We start from the raw sequence: 17109 nt of genomic DNA, 5'->3' as shown, positions 1-17109 counted from the left end.
AAACGTAACGTGTTAGTGCTACCCAAAATAACGAGCGGAGAGCACCGCCCGGACAGATGCCGGTCGTCTCGCCGAGCGGCGACACCGTCATCGATACGGCAGACCGGACTGCCGATTCATCGCCTTCAGCGTAACCATTCGACTGGCCGAAGTCTCTGGCAATCGTCGCCGGTTCGTCTGCTATCAGGCATCTCCCGAATTGCCCGGGCCGGCGCGATTTTCGCGCAGCGGCCCGTGCTTGCGCGCGGCTGACGCACGCGCTCGTTCCACACCAAACTCCGGTCGCGCAGTCGCGCTTCCCGATATTGTCCGCGCGTTAGCCTGGGGCAGGCAGGCCGCTGCAAGGAGAGCATTGCCATGAAGATCATCAAACATTGGTTCGCGCGCGAGAAGCAAAGTGCCGATCGTCACGCGCCGCGTGTTGCGGCATCGCCGCTCTTGCTCGCCCTGGAGCCCCGTGTGGTGTACGACGCGTCGGTGGCTGCCGTTGCCGCCCAATCGCATACGCACGACCTCACACATGCCGCCGAGCGACATGGCGCGACTGAAGCGCAAGCGGATATGTCGGCACGCACGACAGGCAATGCCACGGTGAATGCCCCGCCCGATCGCAGCGCCTCGCGCGCGTCGCATGGCGGTCATGCCTCGCACTCGTCGAACGCCTCGGGCACGTCGAACACGTCGAACACGTCTGGCGATCCGACGTCTGCCAGCAACGACACGTCGAACACGCACAACACGGGCACGCCGAACACCACGCAGGAAAAGCTTCACACGAATGCTGCGCTGAACGACACCAGCGACGCCGGACAACTCACACAAACCCAGGTCGTGTTTATCGACCCGAGCGTGGCGAATTACCAGACGCTGATTTCCGGCTTCCCGACTGGCACGCAGTACGTCGTGCTCAATAGCGGTAGCGACGGCTTCGCCCAGATCGCTCAGTACTTGCAGACGCATCAGGGCATTAGCTCGATCGCGCTGATCTCGCACGGCGCCGACGGTGCGATCCAGGCAGGCTCGGCATGGCTGACGGCGTCGAGCCTGTCGACCTACACCGCGGATCTCGCGCAGATCGGTGCGGCAATGAAGCCGGGCGGCGACTTCCTGATTTACGGTTGCGATGTCGCGCAGTTGGCCGATGGGCAGGCGCTGGTACAGAAAATTGCCGGCATTACGCATCTGAACGTCGCCGCGTCGACCGACGCTACCGGTGCGACGTCCCTCGGCGGTAACTGGACGCTCGAATATCAGGCCGGCAAGGTCCATAGCGCGTTGAACGAGTCGGCGAGCGCCGAAGCGCAGTTCAACGAATTGCTTGGCGTGACCGTAGAAACCTACGATACAGCCGCAAACAACGACTTCCAGGCGCTCGGATCGGCGCAATTCACGCTCAACAATATCGTCTACACGTTCGATCAGGCCGCTAACACCTTCGCGTACAACGACAGTAACTCGCCGAACGGCCCGACCGACATTACCGATTCGTCGACCGATGGTGTGCTCGAGATCAATGCCGACGGCGGCTCGGCCATGAGCAACGTCACCATTTCGCTCGCTAACGGCCACACCTTTAACCTGCAAAGCTTCGATCTGAGTTCGTTCAACGGCGATCTCTACATTCAGGCGCACTACGCCAACGGCACGTCAAGCGGACTGATCCAGCTCGCCACGGCCGCCGTGGGCGGTTTCCCCGGCGCCACCGTGTCGAGTCAGCTCGGCAGCGCCTTCAACAACATCGTCTCGTTCTCGCTGATCGACCAGAACGACCCCGGCGCGTTCGAGCCGTCGCTCGACAACCTGACCTATCAGGACACCGGCCCTGCCGTCACCACCAGCAGCGGCAACGCCGTATGGAGCTCAGCAGATAACGGCGCCGGTACAGGCGGCGCCCCCGTGCCGGTCGATCCGGGCATCACGCTCAGCGACGGCGGATCAAGTACCGCGAAGACCGCGACCGTTCAGATCACGAACTTCGTGACCGGTGACGTACTCAACTTCACGGCACAGAACGGCATCACCAGTACCTACGATCCGACCACCGGCACGCTGACGCTCAGCACCGGCGCCGGCACCGCGAGCATCGCCGAATGGCAGGCCGCGCTCGAATCGGTGACGTTCTCAAGCTCGCTAACCTCGCCGAATCTCTCGACCACCACGCGCACCATCTCGTTCTCGTTCAACGACGGCACCTTCGTCAGCAACGTCGCCACGCGCAATATCGTGGTCACCGCGACCGATCAGACGCCGGTAGTGACCGAAGGCGGCGCGGCCAGCACCAATTACCTCGCGGGCTCGGCAGCGACTGCGGTCGACGCGAACGTCCACGTCAGCGATGCGGACAATTCCACGCTGGCGACCGGCACCGTCACCATCGCCAGCGGCTTCGTGACCGGCGATTCGCTCGGCTTCACCAACGACAACGCGACGCTGTACGGCGACATCCAGGCCAGCTTCAATCCGAGCACGCACGCGCTGTCGATGTTCTCGGGCAGTGGCACCGCGACGGCCGCGCAATGGCAAGCCGCGCTGGACGCCGTGACCTTCTCCGCAACCAGTGGCACGACGGGCGGCACACGCGACATCACTTTCTCGGTGAACGACGGCACCAAGGACAGCGCGGCATTGCATCACAGCGTGGTCGTGACGGTCGGCCCGAAGGTGGTCACCGACGGCGGCTCGGCCTCGTTCGTGACCGGCGACAACACCCCCTCGACGCCGGTGGTGGTCGACGCCGGCGTCACGATCTCGGACGGCACCAGCACCACGCTCGCGAGCGCCACGATCCAGATCACGAGCAATTTCCAGGTCAACCATGACCAACTGTCGCTCATCAATAACCCGGCGACGATGGGCGACATCACCGCCATCTACAACAGCAGCACCGGCCTGCTCACGCTGACCTCGCAGAGCGGCGCAGCCACGCTCGCGCAATGGCAGGCCGCGCTGCGCGCCGTCACCTTCACCAGCGACCTGGTCGTGCCGTCGAACGCGACGCGCGTGCTCACGTTCCGGATCAACGACGGCACCCTGATCAGCCCGGCGGCGACCCGCAACATCAGCGTGACCGACACCGACCAGACGCCGGTGATCGGCGGCGGCGGCCAAACCGCCAGCTTCGTGGCGGGCGACAACACCAACTCCACGCCGGTGGTGGTCGACAACACCATCACCGTGGCCGATGCCGACGGCGGCCCGCTGCACACGGCCACCGTCACGATCACCGGCAATTACCAGCCCACCGATTTCCTGACGTTCAGCAACGACAACACGGTGCTGTACGGCGACATCCGGGCGAGCATCTCGAACAACGTGCTCACGCTGATCTCGCCCACCGGCACCGCCACGCTCGCGCAATGGCAGGCGGCACTGCGCGCTGTCACGTACACGTCGACCGCCATCACGCCGTCAACCCTGCAACGCACTGTCACGTTCAGCATCAGTGACGGCGTCAAGACCAGCACCACCGTGACGGATACCGTCACCGTGACCGACACCGACCAGACGCCGCTCATCAGCGGCTCAAGCGGCACCGTCACGCTCACGCAGGGCGACAACACCAGTTCGACGCCGGTCACCGTGGACAGTGGCATCGTGGTATCCGATAGCGACAACGGCACGCTCACCTCGGCCACCGTCACCATCAGCAACTTGCAGGACTCCAGCGACGTGCTGCTGTTCGTCGGCAATCCGACGACGATGGGCAACATCAACGGCTCCTACTCGAACGGCGTGCTGACGCTGACCTCGCTGAACTCCACGGCTACGGTCGCCCAATGGCAGGCTGCGCTACGCTCGATCCAGTTCCAGAACTTCTCATCGGTGCCGGACACCACGCCGCGCGTCATTACCTTCGCGATCAGCGACGGCACCAAGACCAGCACCGCGTGGAGCCGCACCGTGGACGTGGCGCTGACCGACCAGACACCGCTGCTCGACACCAGCGGCGGCACGACCACCTTCACTTCGGCCGACAACGCGCCGTCCACGCCGGTGGCGATCGACACCGGCCTTATCCTCACCGACAGCGACAGCGCCACGATGGCGTCGGCCACCGTGCAGATCACGGGCAACTACGTGTCCGGCGAAGATGTGCTGTCGCTCGGCGGTTCGTTCGGCGACATCACCGCGAGCTTCGATGCCAGCAGCGGCAAGCTCACGCTGACCTCGGCCGGCGCGTCGACCACTGCGCAGTGGATCGCAGCGCTGCGCTCGGTCACCTACACCGATCTGGCCGCCGTGCCGAACGGCTCGACACGCACCATCTCGTTCGCCGTGAACGACGGCACCAAGACGAGCGTCACCGGAACGAAGTCGCTGAGCATCGTCGCGACGCACCAGACACCGGTCCTGACGACCGGATCGTCGACCAGTCAGGATTTCCTGCCGGGCAATTCGGCGACGACGATCGACGGCAGTCTCGCGTTGACCGACCTGAACATCGGCAGCCCGTCCGCATTGGTCTCGCTGACGATCACGGTGCAGATCACCTCGGGCTTCGAGCTCGGCGACGTGCTGTCTTTCAGCGGCCTGGGACAGATTCCGACCAACGGTATCAGCCCGAGCTACGACGCTTCCACCGGCACCCTGACGATCACCTCCACCGGCGGCACGCTCGCCCAGTGGCAGAGCCTGCTCGACAATCTGCAATTCCAGACCGGCAGCAGCGCGCCGCTCGGCACTCGCGCGATCTCGATCACGATTAGCGACGGCGTGAAGACCAGCGCCCCCGCGACGTACTCGATCGATGTCATCAGCTCGGCGCCTGCGCTGTCGACCACCAGCAGCGGCAGCGTCAGCTTCGTGGCCGGCGACAACGTGCCCTCGACGCCCGTCGCCATCGACGCGAACCTGTCGGTCGCCGACCCGCTCGGCAACGTGGTGGACACCGCGATCATCTCGATCTCGGGCAACCTCCATACCGGCGAGGACGTGCTCAACTTCACCAACGACGGCTCGACGATGGGTGACATCAGCGGCGTCTACAACACGCTGACCGGCGTGATGGTGCTGACGTCGTCGAGCGGCACGGCCACCCTCGCCCAATGGCAGTCCGCGCTGCGCTCGGTTGTCTATTCGGATACGGCCGTCACGCCGAACACCGCCACGCGCACCGTCGACATCACGCTCAGCGCGGGCGCGCAGACCAGCAACACGCTGGCGCGCACCATCACGGTGGCGAGCACCGACCAGACGCCGCTGATCTCGACCAGCAGCACCGGCAGCGTGCCGTTCGTCGCGGCCGACAACGATATCTCGACGCCAGTCGTCATCGACAGCGGCATCGCGCTACTGGATCTCGACAACACCACGCTGGCGTCGGCCACCGTGCAGATCGGCGCGGGCTTCCATGCGGGCGAAGACTTCCTGTCGTTCATCAACGACGGTCACACAATGGGCAACATCACCGCCAGCTTCGACGCCGCCACCGGCACGCTCACGCTGACGTCGGCCACCGCCAGCGCCACGCTCGCGCAGTGGCAGGCCGCACTGCGCTCGGTGACCTATACCGACGTGGCCGTCACGCCCAACACGACCACCCGCACCATCAGCTTCTCGGTCAGCGACGGCATCAAGTCCAGCACCGCGTATACACGCAACATCACGGTTGCCGACACCGACCAGACGCCGATCGCCTCGACCGTCAACACTGGCCCGGTATCGTTCGTTGCGGGAGACAACGCCATCGCCACTCCGGTAGCGATCGACAACGGCATCGTCATCTCGGATCTCGACAACGGCACGCTGGCCTCCGCAACGTTCCAGATCAGCAGCGGCTTCCAGCTCGGCGAAGACGTGCTGTTATTCGTCAACGACGGTACGATGGGCAACATCACCGCCACCTACGACGCCGTACATGGCCGGCTCACGCTGACCTCGGCCGGCGCGAGCGCCACGCTCGCGCAGTGGCAGGCCGCGCTGCAAGCCGTGACGTACACAGATACGGCCATCACGCCCGACACGACGACCCGCACCATCAGCTTCAGCATCAGCGACGGCACCAAGTCGAGCGCCACGCTCACGCGCAACATCACGGTCGCCGACAACGATCAGTCGCCTGTCGTGGGCTCCAGCAACACCGGTTCGGCGTCGTTCGTCGCCGCCGACAATGCGCCGTCGACGCCAGTTGTCGTCGACAACGGCATTACCCTGTCGGACCTCGACAGCGGCACCTTCGCGTCCGCCACGGTGCAGATCGGCAGCGGCTTCCACGCCGGCGAAGACGTGCTCTCCTTTATCAACGACGGCACGATGGGCAACATCATCGCCAGCTACGACCCCGCCACCGGTACGCTGACGCTGACCTCCGCCAATGCCAGCGCCACGATCACGCAGTGGCAAGCCGCGCTGAGCGCCGTGACCTATACGGATACGGCCGTCGCGCCCGATACGGCCACCCGCACCATCGGCTTCTCGGTCAGCGACGGCACCAAGTCGAGCGCCGTGTTCTCGCGCGATGTGACGATCACCGCGACCGACCAGACACCGATCCTCACGACCAGCAGCAACGGCTCAGTGCCGTTCACGGCCGGCGACAACGTCGCCTCGACGCCGGTGGCGATCGATGACGGCATCGTGGTCTCCGATCTGGATAACGGCACGCTGGCCTCGGCCACGTTCCAGATCGGCGCAGGCTTCCATGCGGGTGAAGACATCCTCGGCTTCATCAACGACGGCACGATGGGCAACATCGGCGCCAGCTACGACGCGGGCACCGGCACGCTCACGCTGACGTCAAACGGCGCCAGCGCCACGCTCGCACAGTGGCAGGCCGCGTTGCGCGCCGTGACCTACACCGACTCGGCCATCACGCCCGATACGTCGACCCGCACCATCAGCTTCGCGATCAACGACGGTACGAAGTCCAGCATCGCGTTGAGCCGCGACATCACGGTCGCGGATACCGATCAGACACCGCTCATTGGCTCCGTCAGCTCAGGATCGGTCTCGTTCGTCTCGGCGGACAACGGCAGCTCGACGCCGATCACGGTCGACAACGGCATCATTCTGTCAGACCGCGATAACGGCACGCTGGCCTCGGCCACCGTGCAGGTCGGCAGCGGCTTCCACGCCGGCGAGGACGTGCTCGGATTCACCAATGACGGGGTGACGATGGGCGACATCACCGCCAGCTACAACGCGGCCACCGGCACGCTCACCCTGACCTCCGCAGGTGCGAGCGCCACGCTGGCACAGTGGCAGGCCGCCCTGAGTTCCGTTACCTACATCGACACGGCGATCTCACCCGCCACGGCCACGCGCTCCATCGACTTTACGGTCAGCGACGGCACCAAGGGCAGCCCCGTCTACTCGCGCAACATCGCCATCACCGCGACCGATCAGACGCCGCTGCTCACCAGCAGCAGCAACGGCGCTGCACCGTTCGTGGCGGGCGACAACGTTGTCTCGACACCGGTGGTCGTCGATAACGGCATCGTCGTCTCGGATCTCGACAACGGTACGCTGGCCTCGGCAACGTTCCAGATCGGCAGCGGTTTCCACGCCGGCGAAGACGTGCTCGGCTTCGTCAACGACGGTGCGACGATGGGCAACATCGCCGCCAGTTACGATGCCGCCAACGGCACGCTCACGCTGACGTCGACCGGCGCGAGCGCTACGCTCGCCCAGTGGCAGGCGGCGTTGCGCTCGGTGACCTACACCGATACGGCGGTCTTGCCCGACACGGCGACACGCACCGTCAGCTTCTCGGTGAACGACGGCGCCAAGTCCAGTCTCGCGGTCACCCGCGATGTGAGCGTCACGGCAACGCACCAGACGCCGATAGTCGGCACGGACGGCTCGACCCTGAGCTACACGGCCGACGGTAAGGCGACGTCTAGCATCGCCATCGGTACGGGCATTACGCTGATCGACCGGAACGACACGCCACCGACGTCAGCGACGGTCTCGATCGGTTCGGGCTTCGATCCGGCGCATGACGTGCTGAGCTTTGCCGCCGGCGCGGCGACGGGTGATATCACAGCGACCTACGACGCCGCGCATGGCGTGATGACGCTCAGCTCGGCGAGCGGCACCGCGACGCTTGCTCAATGGCAGGCCGCCATCCAGGCCATTACGTATCGCGACACGCAGAACGAAAGCAAGAGCGGCGCCCGAACGCTGACCTTCGTGATCGGCGACGGCACCGCCAACAGCGCGCCAGTGTCACGCACACTGCAAATCAAGGCCGGCCAAAGCCCGGTGGGCGTGCCGATCCTGCCGCCGACGCCATCGAATCATTTCGACGTGCCCAACGTGCAGCCGCAGCCGATTGTCTTCGGGCAGAGCAATCCGCTGATCGTCCCGGACGTCAACGGCCACAGCGACGGGGTCTCGAATCCGATCATCGTGAACGGCGCCCTCGACACGCCCGCGCCATTCGGCGTCATTCCCCAGCGGACGACCTTTACATTCGCTGCGCACGGGGCAAGCGATGCGTCGCTCGGCGACACGCATGTGAGCGCGCTGGATTCCATCGTGCCGCCGGGTACGCACGATGTGCCAGCGCCCGCGATTGCACGCACGCTGCCCGCCGCCGATGTCAGTCCCGCACGTCAGCCGGGGCAGGCCTTCGTGCTCTCGATGGCGCCGTTGGTGCAGACCCCATCGTCCACACCCAGCGGCGACGCCGCCGACACGCAGGTGGCGATCACACTGGCCGACGGCGGACCGCTGCCGCAATGGCTGCATTACGACGTGGAGCACGACGTGCTCACGGGCACGCCGCCGGCAGGCTTGCGCTCCATGCAGGTGACGCTGCTCGTGCGCGACGCAGCCGGCAATCTGTCGCGTCGTGAGGTGACGCTGCACTTCGATGCACCCGCTCAGCGCGCACCGAATAATGCACCGCATGCACCGAACGCGCCGGCAACACCTGCCGCCCGACCGCACGCCGCGCTGCCGCCTGCGAAGGCATCGCTTGCCGCGCAGTTCGCCAACGCGCATGCCGCGCTCCACGTCGCGACAGCCCCCGGCGACTCGCACGCCGCGAAGGGAGGCCGCTCGTGATCCCAGCTTTCCAGACTCAACTCGCTCAACTTAAAAAGAGACCCGTCGAAGTGAAAAACAAGCCGATCAAGGGACGCCTGCCGCGCCCCGCCCTGCTCGCGGTTGCGCTCGCCATCGCAACGTTGTCCGGCTGCGCGATCAAGCCTGTGCCGTTCACCGATGCCGAACGCGCGGCAACGGCACAAGCCGACCGCACCACCATGTTTGCGGATCAGCAGCCGGTCACCGGTCCGATCACGCTTGACGAAGCGATGGCCCGCGCGATTCGCTACAACCTCGACCATCGTCTGAAGATGATGGAAGAGGCGCTCGCGCAACGTCAGCTCGACCTGTCGAACTTCGACCTGCTCCCGAAGCTGACGGCCGCCGCCGGCTACACGAACCGCAACCACGATCTGGCGTCGTCCTCCGAAGGTTTCTACACGCGTGAGCAATCGCTGGTGCCGTCGTTCTCGACCGACAAGAACGCGCGCACGGCCGATCTGAATCTGTCCTGGAACATTCTCGACTTCGGCGTGAGCTACTTCGAAGCGAAGGAACAGGCCGATCACCTGCTGGTGCTCGAACAGCGCCGCCGCAAGGTCGTGCAACTGATGATGCAGCAGGTGCGCGAAGCCTACTGGCAAGCCGTCGGTGCGCAGCGCCTGCGCGACCGTATCGGGCCGCTGCTCGCGGATGCGCAAAGCGCACTGGACGACTCGCGCGCCACGCAGGCGCAAGGCCTGCGCTCGCCGGTCGAAACGCTCAACTATCAGCGCTCGCTGCTCGACCTGATGCGTCAGCTCGAAGCGGTGCGCGATCAGTTGGAAGTCGCCAAGCCGCGTCTGGCCTCGCTCATGAACCTGGAGCCGGGTCGCGACTTCACGCTCGCCGCGACCGATGCGTTCCGCGTGCCGAACTTCGACATGGCCATGCCCGCCATGGAAGACATGGCCTTGCAGCGTCGCCCGGAACTCGTCGAAGCGAGCTACAACGAGCGGATCAGCGTCAACGAAACGCACAAGGCGATCGCCAAACTGTTGCCGGGCATCGAACTCAGTGTCGGCGCGCATTACGACAGCAACAGCTTCCTCGTATACAACGCGTGGCGCTCGGCCGGTATCAGCGTGAGCTGGAACCTGCTGAACCTGCTCAATGCGGGCAACATTCGCGGCACGGCGCAGGCGCAGCTCGACGTCGCGAAGATGCAGCGCATGGCGCTGAGCATGGCCGTGCTCACGCAGGTACACGTCGCGCGCAGCGAACTCGGCGCCAAGACGCGTCAGTTCGACCTGTTCAAGCGCCTCAATGACGTCGACCAGCAAATCCTCGAACAAACGCACAACGCCACGGTAACCAACGCGAAGGGCAAGCTTGAAGAAATCCGCGTGGCGACGGCGGCCATGATGTCCGAGCTGCGTCTCTATCAAAGCTACGGCGAACTCGAGAGCGCTTACGGTCAGATGCTGGCCACGCTGGGCCTCGATCCGGTGCCGGCCAAGCTCAACGGCAACGACATCGCGTCGCTGACCCAGTCGATCGGCGAGGAACAGAAGCGCTGGGACGATATCGCGGTGCATGGCGTTCAGGCCGCCGCACTCGCCCAGCCAGGCCCGACTATTGCCGCTGCAGCAGCCTTGCCGACGGGAGCCGTGCAGAAATGACGTGGTTCGTGAATCACCGGGCAGCGCTTGCCGTCACGCTGCTCGTCGCAATGCATGCCGCTTCGGCGGCATCTCCGCAGGCCGCACCGGTCGCGTACCCCCCGGCGCGATCGGTCCCCGGCCTCCCGGCCAGCAATGCGCCTGCCGCGCCGCCGGCGGCGTCGCCAGTCGCGCCCGCCACGGCGGGCGACAGCAACGATTCGCGCATCCGTATCCAGCTCGTCTCGCGCGATCAGGTGGACGTGTCGAGCGAGGTCGCCGCGAAGATCGCGTCGTTGCCGTTCCGCGACGGCGATGCCTTCCGTGCGGGCCAGACGCTCGTCACACTCGACTGTTCGCTCTTCAGCGCGCAGTTGCGCAAGGCGCAAGCCGATGCCGACGGCGCACGTGACCTGCTCGAGACGAACCGCAAGCTCCAGGCGCTGCGCTCCATCGGTGATCTGGAGGTTCAGCAGGCGCAGGCGAAGCAGAAGTCGACGGCGGCCGACGTCGCCTACATGCAGGCAACCGTGCGCAAGTGCTCGATCGCGGCCCCGTTCGACGGCCGTGTCTCGAAGCGCAGCGCCGCCCCGCAGCAGTTCGCGGAGCCGGGAAAGCCGCTGCTGACCATCGTCGACACCAGCCATCTCGAACTGAAGATGATCGTGCCGTCGAAATGGCTCGGCTGGCTCAGGACCGGTCATGCGCTCAGTGTGCAGGTCGATGAAGTGGGCAAGACGTATCCGGCCAAGGTCGTACGCATTGGCGCGCGTGTCGATCCCGTCACGCAGACCGTCGACGTGACGGCCGCCCTCAACGGCAGCGCGCCCGAGCTACTGCCGGGCATGAGCGGCTGGGCGACCTTCGCGCGGTGACGGCATGACGCAGACTCAAATGGCCGAAGACGCCCAGCAAATCCGGATCGATGGCCAGCAGCTCGCGCTGCTGTGGCAACTCTCGATCCGGGCGCGCGCGGCCACGAGCGAGACGACACTCGGCTTCACGATCGTCAACGAGACGCTGGCGCTCGTGCCCTTCCGGCAGGCGGCGTGGTGGCGGGGCGACACGCCGGGTCACGTGGCGGCCGTCTCCGGCCTGCCGCAAAGCGATCCGAACGCGCCGTACGTGCAATGGCTCGGGGCGCTGTGCAAGGTCCTCGCCAAAGGGTTGCCCGAGGTCCCGCCGAAGGAGGCCGCCGCGCACGTGGAAGGTCGCGACGCGGCGGTGCTGCCGGCACAGCCGAGAGTGCGTGTCTTCACGGCGGACGACGTCGCAGCAGAGGAACCACACATCGCGGCGGAATGGGCCGAGTGGTGGCCGGCCCACGGCGCCTGGCTGCCGCTGGCCTATCGCGGCGGACATCCGGCCGGGGGTATCGTCTTCGCGCGCGAGACGCCGTGGAGCGCCACCGATCTCGCCCTGCTGAGCGAACTCGGGCAAGTGTGGGCGCACGCGCTCGAAGCCTTCTCGCCGCGTGCGCGCTGGCTCGATCGCGCGCGCGCCGTGCTGCGTCCCGGCAAGTTGCAGCGCCGTGTGCTGATTGCCGTCGTCGCCATCTGCCTGATACCGATGCGCCTGACGGTGCTGGCGCCGGCGGAAGTCACGCCGAAAGATCCGTTCGTGGTGCGTGCGCCGCTCGACGGTGTCATCGACCATCTGTACGTGAAGCCGAATGAGCCGGTGAAGGCCGGCACCGCATTGCTCGGTCTGGACGCCACGACCTTGCAGTCGCGCTACGCGGTGGCCCGCACCAACTTCGATGCAGCGCAGGAAGAGTTCCGGCAGACGGCACAGCTTGCCGTGACCGACGACCGCACGCGTCTGGACATGGCGGAGCGACGCGGCAAGCTCGATCAGAGCCGCGCAGAGCTCGATTTCACGGCGCGGCAGCTCGCACGCGTGAGCGTCAACGCGACGCGCGCCGGCGTGGCCGTGTTCAGCGACCCGAACGAGTGGACCGGCAAGGCGGTGGCCGTCGGCGAGAAGATTCTGGTGCTGGCCGACCCCGCGCATGTCGAAGTCACGGCCTGGCTACCGGTCGCCGACAACATCGACGTGCAGCCCGGCGCGGTGCTCACGCTCTATCCCAAGAGTTCGCCGCTTACCAGCTACGACGCGCGGATCGACTCCATCGCGTGGCGCGCCGAACCGACGCCGGAGGGCGTGCTGGCGTATCGCGTGCGCGCGAGCTTCGATGTCGACGGGAAAAGCGCACAGCAGGCCCCGCTCGGTGCGATGGGCACAGCGCGGATTCGCGGTCCGTGGGTCCCCGCTATCTACTACGTGCTGCGCCGCCCGTTGACGCTCGCGCGTCAGTGGCTGGGCTGGTAATTCCTCGCGCCCTTCGATTCGACTCATGGTCCGACTTCCGCAGCTCCGTCAGGAGCTCACCCTGACTCCCGGGGCCGCCACGCCCGATGGCGCCCCGACATGGATGCTCCACGACCCGGCGGCAAACCGGTTTTTCCAGATCGGCTGGCTGGCGTTCGAGCTGCTTGCGCGCTGGCCGCTCGACGACGCGCACGCGATCGTCGAGGGTGTCAATCGTGAAACGACGCTCACCGCGACGCTCGCCGATTTCGAGGCGCTGGTGCGCATGCTGCGTCACCAGAATCTGCTGGTGTCGTCGAACGCCACCGACACGGCACGACTTGAACATCACGACGCCGCGCAGCAGACCTCGCGCGCGATGTGGCTGCTCAAGCACTATCTGATGATCCGGATTCCGCTCTGGCATCCGATGCCGTTCCTGCGCGCAGCCGAACGCTATGTGCGGTTCGCCTTTCGGCCGTTATCGTGGGTCGTCGTGGCGCTCGTCGCGCTGATCGGACTGATTCTGGTGTCGCGTCACTGGGACGAGTTCGTCCATACGTTCCATAACTACAGCGACTGGCGCGGCTTGATCGGCGTGGGGATTGCGCTCGGTTTCGCGAAGATCCTGCACGAGTTCGCGCATGCGTTCACGGCGCAGCGCTATGGCTGCCGCGTGCCCACCATGGGCATTGCGCTGCTCGTGATGCTCCCGGTGCTCTATACCGACACGACCGAAGCCTGGAAGGTGCCGGGACGTCGTGCGCGGCTCTGGATCGGCGCCGCAGGCATGTTGAGCGAAGTCGCGCTCGCCGCCTTCGCGACGCTGGCGTGGAGCCTGTTGCCTGATGGACCGCTGCGTGCCGGAGCGTTCATGCTCGCGACCACGACGTGGGTGGCGACGCTGGCGATCAACGCGAGTCCGTTCATGCGGTTCGACGGCTACTTCCTGCTCTCCGACTGGCTCGACATGCCGAACCTGCACGACCGCGCGTTCGCGTTGGGTCGCTGGTGGCTGCGCGAGCGGCTGTTCGGTTTCGGGGATCCCCAACCCGAGCCCTGCCCCGCCTCGCGGCGACGCTTCCTGATCGCGTTCTCGTTCGCCACCTGGCTTTACCGGCTGGTAGTGTTCATGTCGATCGCGCTGGTGGTGTACCACGCGTTCTTCAAGCTGCTCGGCATGTTGTTGTTCTGCGTCGAGTTCGGCTGGTTCATCATGCGCCCGGTGTGGCGCGAGGCGCAGGCGACGTGGCAGCGGCGCGACGAATTGCGCTGGTGTCGTGAAACGCGTCGCTCGGCAGTGCTGGCGGCGGTGCTCCTCAGTGTCCTCGTGCTGCCCTGGCATGCCGGGGTGAGCGCGCCGGCGGTGCTCGCGCCGCAGCGCGCGCAAGGGCTCTACACCGTTGCCCCGGGGTATGTCGCCGACACGCCACCCCCGGCGCGCGACGGCCAGCATGTGCGCGCAGGCGAGACGCTCGCGGTGCTGGTATCACCCGATCTGGAAGCACAGTTGGCCTCGGCAACGACAAACGAAGCGATGCTGCGATGGGAAGTCGAGCAACAGTCGTTCGACGACCGGCTGCAAAAGCAGGGCACGGCGCTCGCCCGCCGATGGGAGTCGGCCCGACAGACTGTTGCCGGATTACAGGCCCAGATCGCGCAACTGACCATCACCGCGCCCTTTGAGGGGACGGTACAGGCCAACGACGACGCACAGGCGGCTGGCACGTGGCTGCCACGCGGCGAACGGATCTACGACCTCATTGCGCCCGGCGGCGTAAAGGGGGATGCCTATGTCGGCGAGGACGACGTGGCGCGGTTGAAGGCCGGGCAATCGGCCACCTTCGTCGGAAGTCTGCTGGAGTTGGGGGCGCGTCATTGCACGATCGATGCGATCGACAAGGTCAACGTGGCAACGCTCGACGCGCCGTCGGTCGCCAGTCCCTATGGCGGCCCCATCCCCGCCGAGCAGAACGCGAAGACGCGCCAGTTGGTGCCTCTTACGGCGACGTGGCAAGTCCGGTTCGGGCAATGCAGCGGCGGCAACGGGCTCGGACGCGAGATCACCGGCACCGTTCACCTCGGCGCCGGGCGTCAGAGCTTCGCGGTAGAAGGGGCTCGCTTCGTCGCAGCGGTGTTGCAGCGGGAAGTCGGGTTCTGAGCTAACGGCCGGAATTCTGCGATTGCCTCGTGTCATCGCACCGCTGGACCGACTTTGCGACTTTTTCTGAATTCACATCATTCGAGGATTACGGAATGGTCCGCGTACACATCTCACAACCGACTGACCTGCCCAGACATATACCCGCTCTGGGCGTCTTCGTTGCGCGGATATCTGACGGTGGGCGCAGGCATCACGATGCGACTGAGCACACGATTCGACGTGTCGCTGAACTATGACGGCCTGATCAACACGACGCACGCCTCGGCGCAGCAAGGCAGTGTACGGGTCGCCTATCGGTTCTGAATCATCGAGGCCCGCCGATAAGTCAATGAGAGGCTACAGCCATTTTCACGACATCGGCTGAGCGACGCTTTTTCCATAATTCCCTTAGAATAGGCCATCTCGAATTTCCTGTGACCTGCCCGCCATGCATCGAGTCGGCTTCTTTGTTTGTCACGGTCATGACGCGCTTGATCTTGCCGGTCCCCTTTCGGCTTTCCATCAGGTAGCGACTGCTGCGGGCCACACCCCGTATGACCTTCACGTGATCTCGCAGACAGGGGGCCCCGTGATGGGCAACACGGGCCTGCCCATCGAGACAATGCCGGTCGGCCGACGTGCATTCGATACCGTCATTTTCGTGGGTGGCGATATCGATCCGATGCGAGAGCCGGGGAACGTTGCCGCGGCGAGGAAGTTGAATCGCAAGGCGTCGCGAGTCGCAAGCGTGTGTACCGGCGCATTCCTGCTCGCAGAAGCCGGATTGTTGAACGATCGGAAAGCGACAACGCACTGGCGATATGCCGGGCTGTTGCAGTCTCACTACCCGCGCATCAGCGTCGAGAGCGATAGTATTTTCATCGCCGACGGCCGCATCTGGACATCGGCAGGCATCGCCTCCGGCATCGACCTCGCCCTGGCGATGGTCGAAGAAGATATGGGTCCGGACATCGCGCGCGCCGTCTCGAGATTACTGGTCGTTCCGTATCGCCGGCCCGGCGGTCAGTCCCAATTTTCCGCCATGTCGCAGATGGAGCCTGAATCGGACCGCATTCGCATCGCCCTGAACTTTGCAAGAGAGCATCTGGCAGAAGCCCTGCCGGTCGAGCGGCTTGCACAGGCCGCAAGCTTGAGTTTGCGCCAGTTCGGGCGGGCGTTTCGCCGGGAAACCGGAGAAACCCCCGCCAAGGCGGTCGAGCGGCTGCGCGTCGAAGCGGCTCGGTTGCGTTTGCAAGACGGTAGCGAACCGATCGAACAGATCGCTCTGGCGGTGGGATTCATCGATCCGGACCGAATGCGCCGGGCCTTCATCAAGCTGTGCGGTCACCCGCCGCAATCGATTCGACGTGAGAGCAGACGCCTCGGTCTGCGCTGACCGGCCTGCCGGGCATCTGCCGTCATGTTCGAGCCAGGCCGATGATTCGAAATGGGCTGACTCGAAAAGCACACGAATTACCTTACCCCGACTCAGGGTGCCGATGCATTCCAGAGGTCTCGATGCAACTTCCAGACACCGCCCTGCTTCAGGAAGATGAGAATCTGCTTCCCTCGATATTTGAGTTTTCCACTCGGATCATGGATCTCAGCGTCCGAGACTTCCGTCACGACCTGATCGTTACCGTAGAACTCGTAATTGCTGAACGATACGGTATCGGGCGCCGAGCCGCCTGACGCCTTGGTGAAGTACTCGGTAATCGCGTCTGCACCTTTGATTCTGTCGCCGCCGGGCGGCAGAAGTGAGCCGTCTTTCGTATAAAGCTGGCCGATGGCCTGGTAGTCCCCTCTCGCATAGGCTTGTGCCCATCGCGCGTTCTCCACTTTGATTGCCGATTCGGTTTGCGGCTGGAGACGGCCGGCGTTTGTCTGCGCGGCGAATGTAGAAAGCGATAGGCTGGCGGCGAGAACCGCCACACAAAAACGAATCTGTCGCATCTTTTGATTTCCGATGTTGGATTGCATGGATAGGTGCTGCAAAAAACTCGGGCAGCGACTGCACAGCAATAC

Annotated in this window: 8 protein-coding genes; 7 read left to right on the top strand and 1 reads right to left on the bottom strand. The window is 65.1% G+C overall.

Going from position 1 to position 17109, the window contains the following annotated elements; translation table 11 throughout:
* Nucleotides 1-357: 357 nt before the first annotated feature.
* From PCA20602_RS23025 to PCA20602_RS22995, 7 genes are all read left to right on the top strand, one after another.
* Nucleotides 358-9009: a DUF4347 domain-containing protein gene (locus PCA20602_RS23025; protein ID WP_150723176.1), complete on the top strand. Its 8652-nt coding sequence runs from the start codon at nucleotides 358-360 to the stop codon at nucleotides 9007-9009.
* Nucleotides 9010-9209: 200 nt separating this feature from the next.
* The gene (locus tag PCA20602_RS23020) at nucleotides 9210-10652 is read left to right on the top strand and encodes a TolC family protein (RefSeq protein ID WP_425495707.1); all 1443 of its coding nucleotides are present in this window, start codon (nucleotides 9210-9212) and stop codon (nucleotides 10650-10652) included.
* On the top strand, nucleotides 10649-11506 hold the full coding sequence (locus PCA20602_RS23015) for an efflux RND transporter periplasmic adaptor subunit (RefSeq protein WP_150723174.1): 858 nt from the start codon (nucleotides 10649-10651) through the stop codon (nucleotides 11504-11506). The genes PCA20602_RS23020 and PCA20602_RS23015 overlap by 4 nt, the downstream gene beginning before the upstream one ends.
* Before the next feature lie 4 nt (nucleotides 11507-11510).
* Nucleotides 11511-12962, top strand: coding sequence for an efflux RND transporter periplasmic adaptor subunit (locus tag PCA20602_RS23010; RefSeq protein WP_150723173.1), 1452 nt, complete (start codon nucleotides 11511-11513; stop codon nucleotides 12960-12962).
* 25 nt (nucleotides 12963-12987) lie between these two features.
* Entirely contained in the window at nucleotides 12988-15102 is a 2115-nt protein-coding gene (locus PCA20602_RS23005; RefSeq protein ID WP_150723172.1) for an HlyD family efflux transporter periplasmic adaptor subunit, read from the top strand.
* Between the two features lie 162 nt (nucleotides 15103-15264).
* Nucleotides 15265-15408 carry an autotransporter outer membrane beta-barrel domain-containing protein gene (locus PCA20602_RS23000; protein ID WP_150723171.1) on the top strand — a complete coding sequence of 48 codons (144 nt, stop codon included), beginning with the start codon at nucleotides 15265-15267 and terminating at the stop codon, nucleotides 15406-15408.
* Between the two features lie 124 nt (nucleotides 15409-15532).
* A complete protein-coding gene (locus PCA20602_RS22995; protein ID WP_150723170.1) occupies nucleotides 15533-16480 on the top strand; it encodes a GlxA family transcriptional regulator in 948 nt (315 codons plus the stop codon).
* Between the two features lie 92 nt (nucleotides 16481-16572).
* Here PCA20602_RS22995 and PCA20602_RS22990 read toward each other — a convergent pair whose 3' ends face one another.
* The gene (locus tag PCA20602_RS22990; RefSeq protein ID WP_150723244.1) at nucleotides 16573-17037 is read right to left on the bottom strand and encodes a YybH family protein; all 465 of its coding nucleotides are present in this window, start codon (nucleotides 17035-17037) and stop codon (nucleotides 16573-16575) included.
* Between the last annotated feature and the right edge of the window lie 72 nt (nucleotides 17038-17109).

This window comes from Pandoraea capi (assembly GCF_902459735.1).
In the GTDB taxonomy this organism is placed as follows: domain Bacteria; phylum Pseudomonadota; class Gammaproteobacteria; order Burkholderiales; family Burkholderiaceae; genus Pandoraea; species Pandoraea capi.
Note: the sequence above shows the minus strand (reverse complement) of the source record. Positions and strands in the feature narration are given on the sequence as shown.

Excerpts from the sequence above, each read along its gene's own strand:
- PCA20602_RS23015 (WP_150723174.1), top strand. The coding sequence starts at position 10,649 with ATGACGTGGTTCGTGAATCACCGGGCAGCGCTTGCCGTCACGCTGCTC.
- PCA20602_RS22990 (WP_150723244.1), bottom strand. The coding sequence starts at position 17,037 with ATGCGACAGATTCGTTTTTGTGTGGCGGTTCTCGCCGCCAGCCTATCG.
- PCA20602_RS23010 (WP_150723173.1), top strand. The coding sequence starts at position 11,511 with ATGACGCAGACTCAAATGGCCGAAGACGCCCAGCAAATCCGGATCGAT.
- PCA20602_RS23025 (WP_150723176.1), top strand. The coding sequence starts at position 358 with ATGAAGATCATCAAACATTGGTTCGCGCGCGAGAAGCAAAGTGCCGAT.
- PCA20602_RS22995 (WP_150723170.1), top strand. The coding sequence starts at position 15,533 with ATGCATCGAGTCGGCTTCTTTGTTTGTCACGGTCATGACGCGCTTGAT.
- PCA20602_RS23005 (WP_150723172.1), top strand. The coding sequence starts at position 12,988 with ATGGTCCGACTTCCGCAGCTCCGTCAGGAGCTCACCCTGACTCCCGGG.
- PCA20602_RS23020 (WP_425495707.1), top strand. The coding sequence starts at position 9,210 with ATGTTTGCGGATCAGCAGCCGGTCACCGGTCCGATCACGCTTGACGAA.